Genomic DNA, 15741 nt, shown 5'->3' with positions numbered 1-15741 from the left:
ACTTGGGGCTTTTCCAAGTAACCCGCATAAGGGCGGAACCATTAGCCGCCGTTACCGCAGAAACGGATATGCACACCATCAAAACAGATGCACCTGACACATAGCCATCGCGGGGCCACACTCCCACAGGGATTGCGGATTATTCCAGAACGCCCTGTGCGCGGTGAGGCGCAGCATCGCCCGCAGCGGTATAGGCCACCCGCGGCACACCCGGCAAGCGCTGTTCCAGCAGTGCACTCAAGGACTCGCCCGGTTCCAGGTAGGCATCGCCGAAGTCGGCACCGAGCTGGTTCGGGTGGGCGACGATTTCCAGCAGTCCATCGGGTGGCGGCTCGGCGTTGCGCAGATCCACCGGGGTGCACACGTAGTCGGCGGTGGCGCCGGCCAGGTTGCTCAGGCGACGGTTGAGCAGGTCCTTGAACACGCGCTTGGGCAGGCTGAGGTTTTGTCCCAGATTGCGCGCCAGACGCACCGGTACCCCCTGGCGGGCGGCGAAGCGCGCGACGATCTCGCCGATCGGCCAGATGTTGTGCACGTGTTGATGGGAGTCCAGGTGGCTGGGGCGCAGGCCGTTGTCCAGGCAGCGCTGCCACTGGGCTTCGAGTTCTTCGAGCACGGCGTGGCGATCACGGCGTCCGAGCCAGAGGCGGGTGCGGGGCAGGTTGAGGTCGAACACGCCGGCACCGTCGCAAAACGTCGGACGCTGCACAATGCTCTGGCTCAACGGCCGGCCGTAGGTCAGGTTGAAGTGCAGGCCAATGCGGCCTTCGAGCAACGGATGCCGGGCCAGGACGCAGGCCGCTTCGAACGCCGGCATGTTGGCCATGGCGGTGGCGGAGCTGATGAGCCCGGCCTGGAACGCGCCCAGGATCACCGCGTTTTCGCAGGCACTGAGGCCGAAATCGTCAGCGTTGACTATCACTTGCCGAGGCATGTTTACCCTCCTTGAGGTTTTCCGTAGGTGCAGGCGCTTTGACAGCAGGCGTCGCGACGGGCGCCGGGGTGGCGACTGCGACCGCCGCGCGCCGGGCGCGCCATTGCTGCAATCGGGGTTTGAAGCGTTGCCAGATCCGCAAGGCCAGCCCCAGCAGCAGACCGCTGGGGCGCCCGGAGTAAAAACTCCAGCGCCAGTGTTCCAGTTGCCCGGTCATGCGTTCGTGCAGTTGATGGCTGGAGTTTTCCAGGCTGACCCGTGACGCATCGATCCACTGCCAGTTGTCTTCCAGGCCCCAGCGAATCCACTCTTCGAGCAGCACCCGGCCGCTACCCAGGTCGGCATATTGCGGCAGGAACGCCAGGTTGTAGTCGTACAGTCGGCCCTGTTCCAACAAGCCGAGTCGATAGCTGATGCAGCGCCCCTCCAGCTCCAGCACTACCACGCGCACCAGGCCTCGGGCCGCCAGGGCGGTGAAGGCGCGGTCCATCCACTGGCGATGGCGGGCATCGGAAAAAATCCCGACCCCTTCATCGCCTTTCCAGCTCACGGCTTCGACTTCACTGATTTCCTGCAATAGCGGCCCCATGGTCAGGGAGTCGGGGGTAATCCGCCGCACCTGGGCACCACACGCGGCGATGCGTTTGCGCGCGCGGCGCAGTTTGTAGCGCGGGTCACCGGAGACTTCCTGATGGTCGGCCTCGCTGATCAGGTGCACCGGCACTCGACAGCTGAGGCGTTGTTCGGCGGTCGAACTCAGTGCCTGCCACGGCGCCAGGGCCTGTGCCTGGGCCGTGGAACCGGCCAGTTCGTTGAGTTGCAGCACGGCATGGGGCAGGCGTTGCCGGATCTGCGTCAGCGCCTTGCGTAAATTGTCGTCGTCCAGCCTCGTCAGCAGTGCGAGGCGGTCGGCGAGGGGATAGCCCAAATGATGCAGGACCCGAAACGGCAAACGCGCAAAGCGCTCCACGGACGCCACCAGCGGCAGGCACAGCGCCAGTTCTTCACCCTGCCAGCCAAGCAATACGTGCAACTGCTCGCCCGGGTTGAGTGCCAGTTCCGAGGCGTACAGCCAGGCCAGGGTGTTGAACGGCGTGTGGTCCGTTACGCGCAGGCGCAACGCTTCGTAAGCCGCTATCGGAAAGTCGTCGGTGCACAGCGAAGTGCGCCATTCGAATCGTGCAGACATAAGATCAGCTCGCCTCGGCCGGAACAGGAGAGGGTGCCGGTTTGCGCAAGGCATTCAGGCGGGAACCGCTGTAGCGGGTTTCGCGGAAGAAGCGCCAGCCGAACAGGTGGTAGATGTTCATGATCCGTCCCTGCTCGCGATACCCCATGCGCATGTGCATCTTGAGCGCGGGAATGTTGTGGGACTCGCAGATATCCACCACTTTGTTGCTACCCTGATCAGCCATGGCTTTCCACAGGTTCAGCTGGAAATCGACCGACAGCGTGGTGCCCCGGTAGGCAGGAATCTGCTCGATGGCGAACTCGAAGAACTCACCTGGCTTCACCGGGAACATGCAGCCGTAGTAATGACGGTCGAGATAATCGCGTGTGCTGCCCCAGATAAAGGCCACGGTATCGCCGTTTTCATCCAGGTACATGTGCCCGGTGTACCCGTCGGACGCCAATTCGGCCATGGTGCCCACGCGATCGCCGAAGTGTTTGGCGAACGCCACGGCGTTCTGTGGGGTGATGGTTTCCAGTCGCAGCGGTGAATAGGGCCGAAGGTTGTGTGGTGGCACCGGGCTTACCAGATCACGCTCCATCCACAACAGTTCTTCGTGGAAAAATACGTAGTGTTTCCACACTTTGCCGACGGTGGCGCGCAAGCCTTTTTGCTTGATGTGATCGCTGAGTTTTTTCAGAACATTCATGTTTTTGACTCCTGACGGTGTTGGCCGTGAGTGGTTTGACTCAAGGCGCGACGAATCGTCCACGCGGTAAAAAATCAATGACGTTCATGAGGTGCTCCAGCTGAGGGCAAACAGGGTTTCTCCTGGTAAATCGAAGTTGATGTGACCCTCCAGGCATTTGAAAGATGCGTCGCGACTGCGGTTGTCGGCGCCGAAATAGCGCAATGATCCCTGGGTCAAAGGACATTGCGTGCCGGCCAGGCTCACACGCTGCAAGCGTGAGCCTTTGTTGACGCCCAGCAGGCTGCGTTGGTGCCCGGCAGACATGGCCAACACGTCAACCTCGAAGGCGTCGTTCTCCAGGCGCATGACATCGTGTAGCCAATGCTGGCGGATAAATTGCTGCGCCAGGCCCACGGGCTTGAGCTCGAATTCATCCTCGCCGAGCACGCGCAACATGCCCTTGGGATACTCAGGTTCGTCGGCGGCCTGGAACCAGCCGAGCATGTCGAGCAAGCCGTCCTGGGAAGCATTGATGATGACCGAGGCCCACCATAACGAGGCGTAGTGGGTTTCCTGATCGTAAGGGCTGAGGCTGGCCCCGCTGGACATGTTGGTCTGGTCCAGCAACAGGGCTTTGCGCGGTCGTCCCTGGGCGTCTAGCCCCACCAGCTCTGCCGCTTTGCGTACGCTATCGCGGTAGACACGGGTCGCCAGCAGGTCGCGGACCATCCATTCGTGCCAGGCCAGCGCATCGATCTTGTCGCCGGACTCGGCCAGCAAGCGTCGGGCCCAGTCGATGCCGCGCTTGTCGGCGGCATGGTCGACGAACGGGCCATTGACGAACCGGGAACTGGCCGGCATGGCGATGCGTACGCCGGCTTTGGCGTTGTCCGGGTTGCTGCGCACTTGCCAGGCCATGCTGTTGAAGATGCGCTGGTAGCTGGCGTAGTCCGGGTAGTTGAGGTTCGGTTCGTCGGCAAAGCCGATGTAGTGCGTGCCCTTGCCGCCAAGTGCACGTGTGGCGGCGAGCCAGGCGTCGAGGCCGGCGTTGCTGGTGGTGTCGGCGCGCAGGTCGGCCCGGCGCTGTCTGCCGGCCAGCAGGGTGATGTCCTGGGTGATGCCCAAGCGATCCTGATACAGCCGGCGGAACACGTCTTCGTAATGTGGCCGCGTCGCCATGATGTCGACCAGGCTGTAATAGGTTCCGGCCTGTGGTTGCAGGGCATCGAGCACGGCGAAACTGGAATCCGGCAGTCGCGCATAGGGCAGGGCGATCCCCAGGTTCGGGGTCTTGCCGAGCACGTCGTTGTGCAGCGTCAGCCGGGTCTGGCCTTCGTCTTCGCGCAAGGGTTTGAGCTGTTGCGGGTTCTGGGCGAACAGGTTGGCCGTGCCGTCGAGCCAGAATGCGACCTTGCCGCTACCGCTCAGGTGCAGGCGCCAGACTTGATCGGTGGCTGCAACGGGCAACTCGGCTTTGTCGAACTGCCAATAGGCGGGGTAAGGCTTCAGAGACAGTGAACGTTGTTGGCCGTCACTCACGCGCTGCGCTTGCAACGCGCCGACGCCGCCGTGGAATTTACCGGCCAGCACCGCGTGCTCACCGGCCGCAACCTTGAAATACAACTCGTCACCGTCCTGGGGCTCGGCGCTGAAATGCACCTTGGCCGGGGCGAACAGTGCGACGGTGTGGTCGTCGTGCTCAACCGTATAACGGCGGAAGCTGTAGCCAGGAATTTCCAGTCGATAACTGGCGGCGCCCGGCGCCAGGTTCCAGCGTTGACTACCGCGGGGCTCATTGGCGGCAATCAGTCGTTCGCTCTGGAGTTTGCCCTGGCCGTCGAGCAAGTACAGGTGTTCCTCGTTGGCTTCAGCCTGCCACACCGGGGCCCAGAGCACGGTCAGGGTGTCGGGGCGGTCCGTTTGCAGGTACAGGCTGCCATCGCGGATATCGGCCCAGCGCATGGTTGCGGCTTCGGCGCTCAGCCCGAGGCCAAGACTCACCAGCAATAACAGGCGTTTCATGCCGATTTCCGTTGCAGCATCAGCAGCATCGGCGCGATGTCGCCGGGCAGGACGATGAGCGTTTGCCAGACCGGCACGTGGCTCAATCGGCAATACACCACCAACAGCGCCAGGGTCACGGCCAGGTACGCGATAGAGGATGCGGCGGCTGCGCCAACGATGCCGTAGGTTGGGATCAGCAGCACATTGAGCGCCAGGTTGAGCAGGGCGCTGAGGCCCATCAACAACGAAATCGTGCCGGGCCGGTTTTTGCCCAGCAGGTCCAGGCGCAGAATGCTCATGTAGCACAGACCCAACAGGCCCGGCAGCAGCGCCAGCAGCGCAGGATATGCAGGCTGATAGGCCTCGCCAAACAGCGTCACGATCAACCATTCACCGACCACTGCCATGGTCAGGCAAGCGCCGAGCATCACCGTAGCGGTCAAGCGCAAGGCCAGTGGCGTGACTTTTTCGATGCCTTCTTCCTGTTGCAGCAGGCGCTTCATCAGCGGTGTGGTCACTGCTTCCGGAACGATCAGCAGCAACTCGGCGGCCGCGCTGGCCATGGCGTAGTGACCCAGCGCCGTGGTGCCGAGCAGGGCACCGATGAACAGGTAGTCGGAGCGCAGAATCACTTGCTGGAACAGCAGGTCTGGATGACTGCGGGCGCTGTAGCGCAGCAGTTCGTTTTGACTGGCGCGGTCCCATTGCAGGTTCAGCGGATGCTCGCGCTTGAGCCACACCGAACCGGCCAGCACCACCAGGCTGATTCCCGTCAGCCAACTGATCAGCGCTGCTTCCAGGGCTGCGCTTTTCCACATCCAGAACAGGGCAAGGAACACCAGCAGCGGCGCCAGCGACTCGATCAGGCGCAAGGCATTGAAGGCGACCACGCCGCCCGAGGCGTTGTGCAGGGTCAGCAAACCGCTTTTGAGCACGGTCAGCGGCACCGCCAACAGCAACAGCCAGGCGAGCAGGCCCAATTGCGTGGTGATGTCCAGTTCACTGCCAAACTCGCGGGTCAGCGCCACCACCAGTAAGGTCAGCAACGCCGCCGGCAGACAACCGAACAGCAGCACCTGGCTGAGCAGCAAGCCCATCGGTCGCTGCTTGGCCGCCTGGTAGCCCACCGCTGAATTCAAGCCGCCGCTGGTGGCAGCGCTGATCAGGTCGGGCAGGGCGCTGAGCAAGGCAAACAAGCCCCGTTCGCTGGGGCCGAGAATCCGCGCCAGCAACACGTTGCGCAGCAAGCGCAGGGCGATCATCACCAGTTTGGTGCCCATGCTCAGGGCCAGGTGCCTGAGGTAGTTGTTGCGGCTCATGGACGCGCCCCACGGTAGATGCGCCAGGACAGCAACCCGGGATTGCGCGCGGTACGCTGGCTGACGCCGAAGCGTGGCAGGGCCAGTGGATCTTCGGTTCCTCGATAAATGCCGGTGCCGGTGCCCAGGGCAAACGGGAAGTGATGCCTGGCCACCTGTTGGCGCACCCGCGCATCGTTGTCGCCATTGGGGTAGCAGTAAACCGGCAACGGCCGGTTGCAACCGTGGAGCAGTGCCTCGCGACTGCGGCTCAGTTCTTCATCCAGGCGTTGATCGTCGAGACCGGTGAGGATGGCGTGGCTGGCGCCGTGGGGGCCGAAGCGCACCAGGCCGGACGCTTCCAGGTGGCGCACTTGCTGCCAGTCCAGCGCCTGGGGCAACGACTCTTGCGGGCAGTCGTCGGTCAGGCGATTGAGGTCCAGCGGCGACAGGGTTTTCAGGCTCTGCAAAAAGTTCAGCAACGCCAGGCTGCGGCGTTGCTGATCCGGGTCATCGCACAGTGTCGGCAACGGGCGCCCCAGGTGCTGCAAGTGTTCGATCAGCTGCAGGCGTGCCTGTTCGCCATGGCTGTTCCACAGGGTTTCGCCGATGCTTTCCCACCAGAACCGCTGGCGGCTGCCGATGAAATCGGTGGACAGAAAGATGCTCGCCGGCACTTGGTGTTTTTGCAGCAGCGGGAACGCGTTCAGCGCGTTGTCGCGCCAGCCGTCGTCGAAGGTCAGCGCCACTTTCGGCCGCTGTGAGCGCGCAGCCGGTTGCAGAATGTCCATCAGCGGCACGCAGTCGAAGTGTTTTTTCAACCACACCAGCAGATGTTCAAACGCCTTTGGCCCGACGCACAGTTCATTGCGATGGGGCAGTTCGGCGGCCTGGTCGCTGGCCAGCACCCGGTGCAGCATCAGGATCACTCCGGCGCCGTGCAGTTGATTGCGCCCGACCGGGGAGTTCAGGTACAGCCAGCCACTGGTGCGTTTTAACAGTTGTTTGATCGCCACGGCACGCGCCTCTCATCGATTTTGCTCGGGGTTCCATTGGGCGTAACGCTGACCGCGCAGGAACTGCCACAGGCCGATGCTCATCCCGGCAAGGGTCACCAGAAGGAATGCGGCCAGGCGAAAGGGTTTGGGCAAGCGGTGTTGCGAATCCAGCAGGCCGGCAATGGCCATCGTGTAACCGAGCAGTTGTGCGATCAGGCTCAGGCGATAAAAGCCGTGATCCTCCCACAGCCAGAAATTGCTCAGCAGCAACGGCAGCAACAGGATCGGCGCCAGCCGCCGGATCAGCTTGTGGCTGATCAATGCAATCGCATACAGGCCATGGGTCAGCGGATTAAGCAGCTCCCGGCGCTGGGCCAGGCTTTGCAAGCCACCCACCGTGACCCGCTGGCGGCGGCGAAATTGCTTGTCGGCTTCGTCCACACCCTGGTCGATTACCCGGGCCTGAGGCACGTAGACAATCCGCTTGAACGCGACGGGTGCGCAGGTGCTGATGAAGAAGTCGTCGTTGACCTCCGCCGGCACGTTCTGGAACAACTCGCGGCGCAGGGCGAGCAATGCGCCGTCGGCGGAGACCATGCAGCCAGTGCGATTTTCCACATAGCGCAGCCAGCCTTCATAGTGCCGATACAGGCTGTCGCCAACGCTCAAGCCCTTGCCGGTCACCGGGATCACCATGTGCCCGGCGCAGCCACCGACCTGCGGGTCGTTGAGCGGCGCGAGCAAATGGCCGAGGGTGTCGGTGGACCATTGGTTGTCGGCATCGGTAAACACCAGGATCGCGCCACTGCTGATCTCGACCCCGGCATTGAGCGTCGCCGCCTTGCCCTGGCGGGGCAGATCGAGCACGGTGATGCGCGGGTCCTCGACCCGGCGCGCGCAGGCCACTGTGTCGTCGGTCGAGCCGTCGCTGGCGAGGATGATTTGCAGCGAGTGGGCCTGATAATCCTGGGCCAGCACGGTGCGCAATTTTTCTTCGATATGCCGCGCTTCGTTGTGTGCGGCAATCACGATGCTCACGTCCATCGGTTGAGCCGGTCCGTGGCGCGGTGCCGGGTAAAACGGTGCCAGCAACGTCAATAACAGGGGATAACCGAGGTAGGCGTAAACCGGTAGCAACAGGCACAACCAGAAAATGAATTCAGCCACGGGCGGGCCTCCTGGCATTCCAATGACAAAGGCTGAGGATGAGCCCGGCGCCCGCCAGGTGCAGGCGCACCCAGTGCAGGCCCCAGAGTTGCAGGGTCAGGAGCGGGTCGCGGTGCCTGGCACTCTGACGCAGGCTCAGGGCCAGGGCGGGCAGGACGGTCAGCAGCAGCATCAGCAACGAATGACGGGGGAAACCGTCGAACAGGGCGGAAATAGCCATGAAATCGATCACCCAGGCGGCAATCGACAGCAGCGGAAAGCGCAGCAAGCGCAGGCTCGGTCCATGGGTGCGCAGCAGTTGCAGATGACTGCCCTGGCGCCATAATTCCTTGCCCATCCATTCCCGCCAACTGCATTCGTAACCCCAATGCAGCGCCACGCTTTGGTTGACCGAGCGCAGCTTGGCACCGGCGTCGACCAGGCGCATGGTCAGTTCCTTGTCCTCGCCGGTGCGCAGTTGTTCATTGAAACCACCGACCTTGTCGAACCAGCGACGGCGCATCAGCAGGTTGCAAGTGGGCAGCCATTGCGCGACATGCAGCGGCTGCTTATCGGGGCGCAAGGTGCGGCGCTGCCAGGCGTCGGCGTACCACGGCGCCTCGGCCGGTGTGTGCAGGTCCAGGCCGATGACATCGGCCTGGCCGCCGGACTCGAGGTCGAACAACAGCTTGAGCCAGTTCTCGGGCATCTCGACGTCGGCATCGATAAAGGCCAGCCATTCACCGCTGGCAATCGCCGCTCCGCGATTGCGCAATGCGCCGATGAGCAGGCCGGGCAGGACCAGCACCTGGGCGCCGAACTGTCGGGCAATGTCCGGGCCCTGATCATCGGAGCCGTTGTCGACCACGATCAACTCGCATTCGGCGTTGGCCGCCTCGGCGGCATGTCGTGCCGCTTGCAGGGTCCGGGCGATGTGCCGGGCCTCGTTGTACATCGGGATGACGATACTGATGCTGTTCATGCCCTGACCTCTTTCAGCGGGGCCTCATTGGCTTTTGTGCGCAGCACGCCGGTCAGCGCCAGCATGATCCACAGGTACTTATGGTTCGGTGCGCTGAGGAACATCAGGAACAACGTCAATGACAGAAAACTCATGCCCAAGTGGGTCATCAGATCGGCCTGATGCCTGTCTCCTCGCAATAGCCAGGTGTGGCGGGCGCGAATCAGGTTGTACAACCCCAGGGCCAGCATGCCGACGAACATCAGGCCGGCGGGAATCCCCAGTTCACTGAAGATTTCCAGGTAGGTGTTGTGGGCGCGGCGGTACAGGTCGTCGGTCTTGCCGCTGACGGAAAAGGTCTTGGCATAACCGGTGGTGGCGTAGTGCAGCGGGAACGTGCCGGGGCCGGTGCCGAGCAAGGGGTTCTCGGCGATCATGGCGCTGCCGACCACAATGTAGGAGGCGCGACGGCCCAGGGACGCGTCCTGACTCTTGGCCCCGGAGCTGAGGATGCTCAGCGACTGGATGCGCGCCACGTAACTGGCCGGCATCGCATACAGCCCCAGCGCAATCACAATCGTCAGGCCAAGCATGGCAAAGCCCAGGTGGCGTGGACGAATATGTGGCAACTGTGCGCGGTAGTGCCACGTGCCGATCAACAGGCTGAGGAGCAGCACCACCAGCCCCGAACGGGATTCAGTCTTGGTCATGCCGGCCAGCAGCACGAGGGCACAGGCCCCCCAGAACAACCGGTGCAACCGGTTCGGGCTACGGACCACCAGCAACAGCGCCATGGGAACGGCGAAGGCGATCATCAGGGCAAATTCGTTCGGGTCATTGAGCATACCGGACGCACGGCCTTCGTCCTGGTATTTGGCCGAGAACATCGCCATGGCGCAGGTCATCGCGACACTGACGGCAACCAGTTTGGCGAACATGTCGAGGTTCAACTCACGCCCGACCAGCAGGGTGATGACAAACAGAATCAGGCCAACGCTCAATTCGCGCAGGTGGCCCAGGGAGAAGCCCATGTCGTCGGTGTTCAACAGGCTCAGCAGGTACAGCAACATGAACCCGACCAGGAAACGCCAGATATTGCTGCGCAGGCGCTCGGACGGCAGTTGGTGAATCGCCAGTTGCAGCATCAGGATCAGCGCCAGCGAAGCACCGAGGAACTTGGAGCCCGACAGCGCGCTGTCCTTGAACAAACCCTCGAAAGGCAGGATGGCGACAATCCCCAGCAGGCCCCAGGCAGGCTTGCGGTACAGCACCGCGACACCCACCAGGCCCAGCACCGCTCCCGGCGCCAGATACGGATAGGGGCTGGCCAGCAATCCGAGGCAGACCAGGCCGAGCAAACTGACGATCGAGAGCGGAACAATCATGCGCGTGCCTCCCGTGCAGTCCGGATGTAAAGCTGCGACCAGCGTTCGGCCAGGACCTTGAGGTCGTAGCGATCCCGTTGCGTACGTTTTGCGTTGTCGATCAACTCGCTGGCCAGCGCCGGGTCACCCAGCAGCGCGCCGATCTGGCGGGCGAGGGCGGCGCTGTCGGTGGGCGCGGCCAGCAGGCCGTTGTGGCGGTCCTGCAAGACATCGGGAATCCCGCCGACGCCGAAGGCCACCACCGGCACCCCGGCCTGCATCGCTTCGAGCAGAATCATCGGCGTGCCTTCGGTGCGCGAGCTGATCACCAACGCATCGAGTTGCCGCCACCAGGCGCGCATGTCGGTCTGGTAGCCTGGCAGCGTGATGCGCGCCTGCAATCCGGCTTCGTCTATGCGCGTCTGCAGGCTTTCGCGCTCCGGCCCGTCGCCGAGCATCACCGCGTCCAGTTGCGGGTACTGCTGACACAACGGGATCAGCGCATCGAGAAACAGGTCAGGGCCTTTTTCGCTACTCAGGCGCCCGACGTAGCCAGCCAGCCAGCGTTGTCGCTCGCCACTGTGCGGCAGCAAGTCGTCGGCCTCCGGCAGGCCGTTGGGGATCACCTGCAGTTTGTCCGTGCGCACATTGGCCTGGCGGTGCAGCGCCGCAATGCTTTCGGCGACACACACCACCCGGTTTACCGAGGCCGTGCGGCACAGTTGCAGGCTCAGCCAGGTGTAGAACTTCTGCTTGCGACTGCGCGGGGTGAAGCCGTGCTGGGTGATCACCAGTGGCAGGCGCAACAGCGTCGCACCGATCCAGCCGAACAACAGGCCCTTGAAGTTGTGCGTATTGATCAGTGGCCGCTGGTCCCGTCGCTGGCGCAAATGCCCAAGCAATGCGCCCAGGCCTGCACAGCCGAGGCAATCGACACCGGCCTCACGAAATCGCGCGATCAGTTCTGGCGGCGCATCGAGAAACAGCACCTGGTGCTGCCCCGGCGTTGCCAGGCAATGATCCAGCAGCATCCGCTCGGCCCCATAGAAGCCGCCGCTGCTGAGCAAATGAATGATCGGCAGGTCGTGGGTGGTGCCGAGCGGCGCGTTCAATTGCGCACCCAATGCAGGAGGGCCGGTACGCTCCAGTTCTTGTGCGGATTGTTCGCCAGGGTGCTTTGATCGTTGATCACCAGCAGCACCGGCAAGCCCAGTTCATGGGTGATTTGCGCAGGGTGCTTGAAGCGGTGGTCGAAGAACTCACGCACATAGACCAGGGCAATCGCCAGCAGCAAACCGGTGAACAGGCCGAACGGAATGATCAGCATCGGCTTGGGGAACGCCGCTTCGGTCGGTTCGAACGGCGGGCTGAGTACCCGTGCGTTGGACAGGTCGTTGTCCAGCGCGCGCGCGGTGCTGCTTTCGGCGAAGCGCTGGGCATAGGTGCCGAACGCCTTGTGCAGCGCGTTGATTTCGGTGTCCATCTGCCGCAGCTTGCTCCGGGTTTCCTGCAACTGGTGGATGCGATTCTTGAACTCGGCAATGCGCGCGGTTTTCTGGTCGATGACCGAGCTGATCGTCGCCAGGTCGCTGGTGCGCTCCTGAATCCGGTTGCTGACAATCTTCAGGAATTGCCCACGGGCCCGGATGATTTGCTCGCGGACCATTTGCATCTGCTCACTGCCGGGCTGAAAGACCGCCAGGTCGTCCATGTAGCGGCTGACCAGGGTCGTCAGTTGCTCACCCAGTTGCTTGATCTCGCGGTCTTCGAAAGCGACGCTGTCGACCGTGGTGGTGAAGGTGTAGGGGAAGGTGTAGTCGTTGAATCTGGCATTGTTGGCGGTCGCCAGGCTGGTTTTCAGGTAATCGAGCCAGCGCTGGCTTTGCAGCAGTCGGTCCTGATACAGGTTGAGCGCCTGCTCCTCGGTGTTGATCGCGTTGAGGCGGAAGGTGATTTCTTCCTTGGGGTCGGACGAACCGATGCTTTCGAGCAAGGCCAGGCGATTGGCTTCCAGGCCATCGAGACGCACCTGGTACTGCAATTTCTTGGTCTCGTAGAAACTCTGCGGCAGGTCGATCGATTGCATTTCCTGGCGGGTGACCAGGTAGTTTTGCAGCAGGGCAGTGACGAATCGGGTGCCCTGGGTCGGGTCAGGGAAGTGGTAGACGATCGAGATCACGTTGGAGCCCGGCAAGGTTTCAACCTTGAGGGCAGCGGACGCTTGTTGCGTGAGGGCATCGAGCAGGGTGTCGCGTACCGGATCGGTCTGCAGCCCGAGCAGGCTGCGAACCGGGTTGATCACGTGTTCGCGAACGGGATTGATCACAAACCGTTTGAGCGGCTGCACCAGCAGTTTGTTGAAGGCGCTCACGGGCTGCGTGTACTCACCCTTTTCGCGCAACTGGCCGATGGTCTGGCGGATCAAGGCCGGCGAACGCAGGATATTGCTCTCGGTCTCCATGTCGGCCAGCGACGGCGGGATGAAGGAAGCGTTTTCCTGAGTGAGGGTGCTGGTGGCATCCCCCTGGGAGATTTTCTTGGACTGCACGATCACCTGGGCGGTGATATCGAAACTCTGCTTGAGCAACAGCGGCAAGACCACGGCGATCACGGCAAAGATCAGGAAGACTCGCTTCACCAACTGCTTGTTGGCGAAGAAGATCCTGAAGAACTCATGCAGGTAGTTTTCCTTTGGATTCATGTGGGTACCTGAGAGTTAGTTGCTGCTGTCGTCTTTGTTGTCGACGCGGTAGCTGAAGCTGAGGCCCATGCCCTGGAACAACACGACGTCCGCCAGTTGCCGCGCGAGCTCACCGGCGCTGGCCAGTTTGGTCTTGGGCACGTACAGCATGTCGTCCGCTTGCAGGTAGGCGATCTGGGTGGCGTCGCCGGACAAGGCTTTTTCCACGTCGTAACGATGCGCGACCACCTGGTTGCCGTTGCGCCGCATGATCATCACCGAGTCCAGGCGTGCCTTGGCGTTGGAACCGCGGGCCATGGTCAGGGCTTCGAGCACCGACACCGGGCGGCGGATCGGATAGGAGCCCGGCTGGCCGACTTCACCCAGTACATAGATTTCGTTGCCGGCGGTGGACTTGAGCAGCACGTCTACGGTCATGCGCCCCGGCAGGGTGGCATAGCGATTATTCAGGTAGGCCTCCAGTTGGTTGATGGTCATGCCTTGCAGCGGCACGGCACCGATTTCCGGGAAGCTGGCGTAGCCGTCGCTGCCCACGGTGATTTCCCGGCTCATGCCGGTGGCGGGGTGGTTGAGCACGGACTTGAGGTTCCATTCACTGGCCAGCGGGTTCACCACCATCACTGACAGCTGATTGCGGTTGGGCTGGAACAGCTGTTTGCGATCGTAGGCGCGCTGAATCGCGTCCCGTGCTTCATCGCGGGTCAGGCCCTCGATTTTCACCGTGGTGTGGGCCCCCGGCAGTTCGATGGTGCCATCGGGCAGCACCAACTGGTTGCCGTTGAACTGGCTGGCGGCGGTGAAGTTCAGCGCGATCGTGTCCCCGGACTGCACGCGATAGGCGGCCGAGCCACTGGTGCTGATGTGGAAGATCACGTCCAGCACATCCTGTGGGCGCAGGGTCTGCTCGACCTTGGGCACGTCGGTTGCCTGGGCGTTGGCCGGTGGGGCCGTGAGGATTTGCACCGGCATGCTTTGTGAATCGTCGGAGGAAGTGCTGGAGCAACCTGCAAGGGGCAGCAACAGCAGGACAAGCATCTTGGCGTTCATGGCGTCATCCTTGTCTGACTGCTCACAGGTTTTTGTACAGCCATTCGGGCATGTAGTACTTGCGTCGGTTGAACACGCTGCCGACCAGCTTCGCTCCCGCCTGGCTCAAGCGCTTGGCCGCGGCCTGGGCCACTTCCCAGCGGGTGTCTTCCGCGGGCACGACCAGGACCACACCGTCGACCTGGGTGCTGATGACCAGGGTGTCGGAGGCCGAATACACCGCGTCGCCGTCGATCACCACGAAGCGGTAGCGGATGCCGAGTTGATCGAGCAGCGGGCTCAGGCGCTCGGGTGTCAGGTGCTCGTTGCCACGGAAGTAGCGGCCAAATGGCAGAACGTGAAAGGGCAGGCTGGAGACGTCCACCACGCAGTCCTGCAACAAGGGCGGGCTCTGGGTGTTGAACATCAAGTCGCGAAACCCCCGTTCCTTGCTCAGCCCCAACTGTTGCGTGAGGTTGGTCGCCGACTGGCTGGCATCCACCAGCAGCACCAGGCCGCTGCTCATCTTCGCCAGTTGACTGGCCAGCGCCAGGGCACTGGTGGTGGTGCCCGCGCCGGGGTTGGCGGCGGTCAGGTACAGGATCCGCAGGTTCTGGTCGAGTACGGTCGATGTCAGGTTGGACTCGCTCGGGCTGGCAATGCTGAGGCTTTTAGCCGATGAACCGTCCATTTAACTCGCTCCGTGACCGCTGAACACTTTGAAGGGGGTTTTCAGCAGAATCTTCAGATCAAGCAGCAGGCTCTGCTGGGCGATGTAGGTGAGGTCCAACTCAACGCGCTGGTCGAAGTCGATATTGCTGCGCCCGGAGATTTGCCACAGGCCGGTCATGCCGGGGTAGATGCTCAGGCGCGCGAGATGCTTGTCCTCGTAGCGGTAGGCGTTGAACGAAGTCGGCCTGGGGCCTACCAGGCGCATGTCGCCGGTTACCACGTTGAACAGGTTCGGCAGCTCGTCGAGACTGGTGCGCCGCAGGAAACCGCCGATACCGGTGATGCGCGGGTCCTTGTCGATCTTGAAGTCGATGGCGTCGGCGCCGTGCTTGTTCAGGTGCCGCAGGGAGTCCTTGAGCTCCTCGGCGTTGACGACCATGGTGCGAAATTTGTACATGCCGAACATGCGGCCGCGGTAGCCGGTGCGTTTCTGCACGAACATCACCGGCCCCGGGCTGGTGAATTTGACGGCCAGCGCCAGCCCCAGCAGCACCGGGGAAATCAGCACCAGGATCAGCAGTGCGCCGAAGCCGGCCAGAACGCGGTTGGTGCGCGACAGGGTCCACGGCCGGCCACCTTCGCGACCGGTTATCCAGCCACAACCCTGCATGTGGATGGCGGCATCCATGCGCTTGCGTTGCTCGGGGTCGAGGCGCTTGTCCCTATGCATTTTGTTAAGGGGCACACTTTTTTCGTGTTCAGACATAGATTCTCC

At 62.6% G+C, this 15741-nt stretch carries 14 protein-coding genes; all 14 read right to left on the bottom strand.

The window, feature by feature from the left end; all coding sequences use genetic code 11:
• Positions 1-139: 139 nt before the first annotated feature.
• Positions 140-934: a ChbG/HpnK family deacetylase gene (locus AC3ITY_RS21480; RefSeq protein ID WP_150752979.1), complete on the bottom strand. Its 795-nt coding sequence runs from the start codon at positions 932-934 to the stop codon at positions 140-142.
• Positions 906-2123, bottom strand: a complete 1218-nt coding sequence (locus AC3ITY_RS21475; RefSeq protein ID WP_489304793.1) for a GNAT family N-acetyltransferase — start codon at positions 2121-2123, stop codon at positions 906-908. Before AC3ITY_RS21475 ends, AC3ITY_RS21480 begins: the two co-directional genes overlap by 29 nt.
• Positions 2124-2127: 4 nt before the next feature.
• Positions 2128-2814, bottom strand: coding sequence for an N-acetyltransferase (locus AC3ITY_RS21470; RefSeq protein ID WP_489304791.1), 687 nt, complete (start codon positions 2812-2814; stop codon positions 2128-2130).
• 84 nt (positions 2815-2898) lie between these two features.
• Positions 2899-4818, bottom strand: a complete 1920-nt coding sequence (locus AC3ITY_RS21465) for a hypothetical protein (RefSeq protein WP_489304790.1) — start codon at positions 4816-4818, stop codon at positions 2899-2901.
• The gene (locus tag AC3ITY_RS21460) at positions 4815-6119 is read right to left on the bottom strand and encodes a lipopolysaccharide biosynthesis protein (protein ID WP_489304788.1); all 1305 of its coding nucleotides are present in this window, start codon (positions 6117-6119) and stop codon (positions 4815-4817) included. The genes AC3ITY_RS21465 and AC3ITY_RS21460 overlap by 4 nt, the downstream gene beginning before the upstream one ends.
• The gene (locus AC3ITY_RS21455) at positions 6116-7114 is read right to left on the bottom strand and encodes a polysaccharide deacetylase family protein (protein WP_489304786.1); all 999 of its coding nucleotides are present in this window, start codon (positions 7112-7114) and stop codon (positions 6116-6118) included. The genes AC3ITY_RS21460 and AC3ITY_RS21455 overlap by 4 nt, the downstream gene beginning before the upstream one ends.
• A 12-nt stretch (positions 7115-7126) precedes the next feature.
• Entirely contained in the window at positions 7127-8263 is a 1137-nt protein-coding gene (locus AC3ITY_RS21450) for a glycosyltransferase (protein WP_489304785.1), read from the bottom strand.
• Complete coding sequence (locus AC3ITY_RS21445; protein ID WP_489304783.1) at positions 8256-9224, bottom strand: glycosyltransferase; 969 nt, start codon at positions 9222-9224, stop codon at positions 8256-8258. The genes AC3ITY_RS21450 and AC3ITY_RS21445 overlap by 8 nt, the downstream gene beginning before the upstream one ends.
• Positions 9221-10588: an O-antigen ligase family protein gene (locus AC3ITY_RS21440; RefSeq protein WP_489304781.1), complete on the bottom strand. Its 1368-nt coding sequence runs from the start codon at positions 10586-10588 to the stop codon at positions 9221-9223. The genes AC3ITY_RS21445 and AC3ITY_RS21440 overlap by 4 nt, the downstream gene beginning before the upstream one ends.
• Positions 10585-11679: a glycosyltransferase family 4 protein gene (locus AC3ITY_RS21435; protein WP_489304780.1), complete on the bottom strand. Its 1095-nt coding sequence runs from the start codon at positions 11677-11679 to the stop codon at positions 10585-10587. The genes AC3ITY_RS21440 and AC3ITY_RS21435 overlap by 4 nt, the downstream gene beginning before the upstream one ends.
• Positions 11676-13268: a GumC family protein gene (locus AC3ITY_RS21430; RefSeq protein ID WP_489304778.1), complete on the bottom strand. Its 1593-nt coding sequence runs from the start codon at positions 13266-13268 to the stop codon at positions 11676-11678. Before AC3ITY_RS21430 ends, AC3ITY_RS21435 begins: the two co-directional genes overlap by 4 nt.
• A 15-nt stretch (positions 13269-13283) precedes the next feature.
• Positions 13284-14315, bottom strand: coding sequence for a polysaccharide biosynthesis/export family protein (locus AC3ITY_RS21425; protein ID WP_489304777.1), 1032 nt, complete (start codon positions 14313-14315; stop codon positions 13284-13286).
• A 22-nt stretch (positions 14316-14337) separates the two neighbouring features.
• Entirely contained in the window at positions 14338-14985 is a 648-nt protein-coding gene (locus tag AC3ITY_RS21420; RefSeq protein WP_489304776.1) for a CpsD/CapB family tyrosine-protein kinase, read from the bottom strand.
• Positions 14986-15732: a sugar transferase gene (locus tag AC3ITY_RS21415; protein ID WP_489304774.1), complete on the bottom strand. Its 747-nt coding sequence runs from the start codon at positions 15730-15732 to the stop codon at positions 14986-14988.
• Positions 15733-15741 lie beyond the last annotated feature (9 nt).

The organism is Pseudomonas sp. GL_091, from assembly GCF_057837725.1.
The sequence above is the reverse complement of the archived record's forward strand: the minus strand, read 5'-3'. Positions and strand labels throughout refer to the sequence as shown.

What these genes read in the sequence shown, in the direction of transcription:
- AC3ITY_RS21420 (WP_489304776.1), bottom strand. Translation starts at nt 14,985, where the DNA reads ATGGACGGTTCATCGGCTAAAAGCCTCAGCATTGCCAGCCCGAGCGAG.
- AC3ITY_RS21465 (WP_489304790.1), bottom strand. Translation starts at nt 4,818, where the DNA reads ATGAAACGCCTGTTATTGCTGGTGAGTCTTGGCCTCGGGCTGAGCGCC.
- AC3ITY_RS21425 (WP_489304777.1), bottom strand. Translation starts at nt 14,315, where the DNA reads ATGAACGCCAAGATGCTTGTCCTGCTGTTGCTGCCCCTTGCAGGTTGC.
- AC3ITY_RS21430 (WP_489304778.1), bottom strand. Translation starts at nt 13,268, where the DNA reads ATGAATCCAAAGGAAAACTACCTGCATGAGTTCTTCAGGATCTTCTTC.
- AC3ITY_RS21415 (WP_489304774.1), bottom strand. Translation starts at nt 15,732, where the DNA reads ATGTCTGAACACGAAAAAAGTGTGCCCCTTAACAAAATGCATAGGGAC.
- AC3ITY_RS21445 (WP_489304783.1), bottom strand. Translation starts at nt 9,224, where the DNA reads ATGAACAGCATCAGTATCGTCATCCCGATGTACAACGAGGCCCGGCAC.
- AC3ITY_RS21480 (WP_150752979.1), bottom strand. Translation starts at nt 934, where the DNA reads ATGCCTCGGCAAGTGATAGTCAACGCTGACGATTTCGGCCTCAGTGCC.
- AC3ITY_RS21470 (WP_489304791.1), bottom strand. Translation starts at nt 2,814, where the DNA reads ATGAATGTTCTGAAAAAACTCAGCGATCACATCAAGCAAAAAGGCTTG.
- AC3ITY_RS21460 (WP_489304788.1), bottom strand. Translation starts at nt 6,119, where the DNA reads ATGAGCCGCAACAACTACCTCAGGCACCTGGCCCTGAGCATGGGCACC.
- AC3ITY_RS21475 (WP_489304793.1), bottom strand. Translation starts at nt 2,123, where the DNA reads ATGTCTGCACGATTCGAATGGCGCACTTCGCTGTGCACCGACGACTTT.
- AC3ITY_RS21440 (WP_489304781.1), bottom strand. Translation starts at nt 10,588, where the DNA reads ATGATTGTTCCGCTCTCGATCGTCAGTTTGCTCGGCCTGGTCTGCCTC.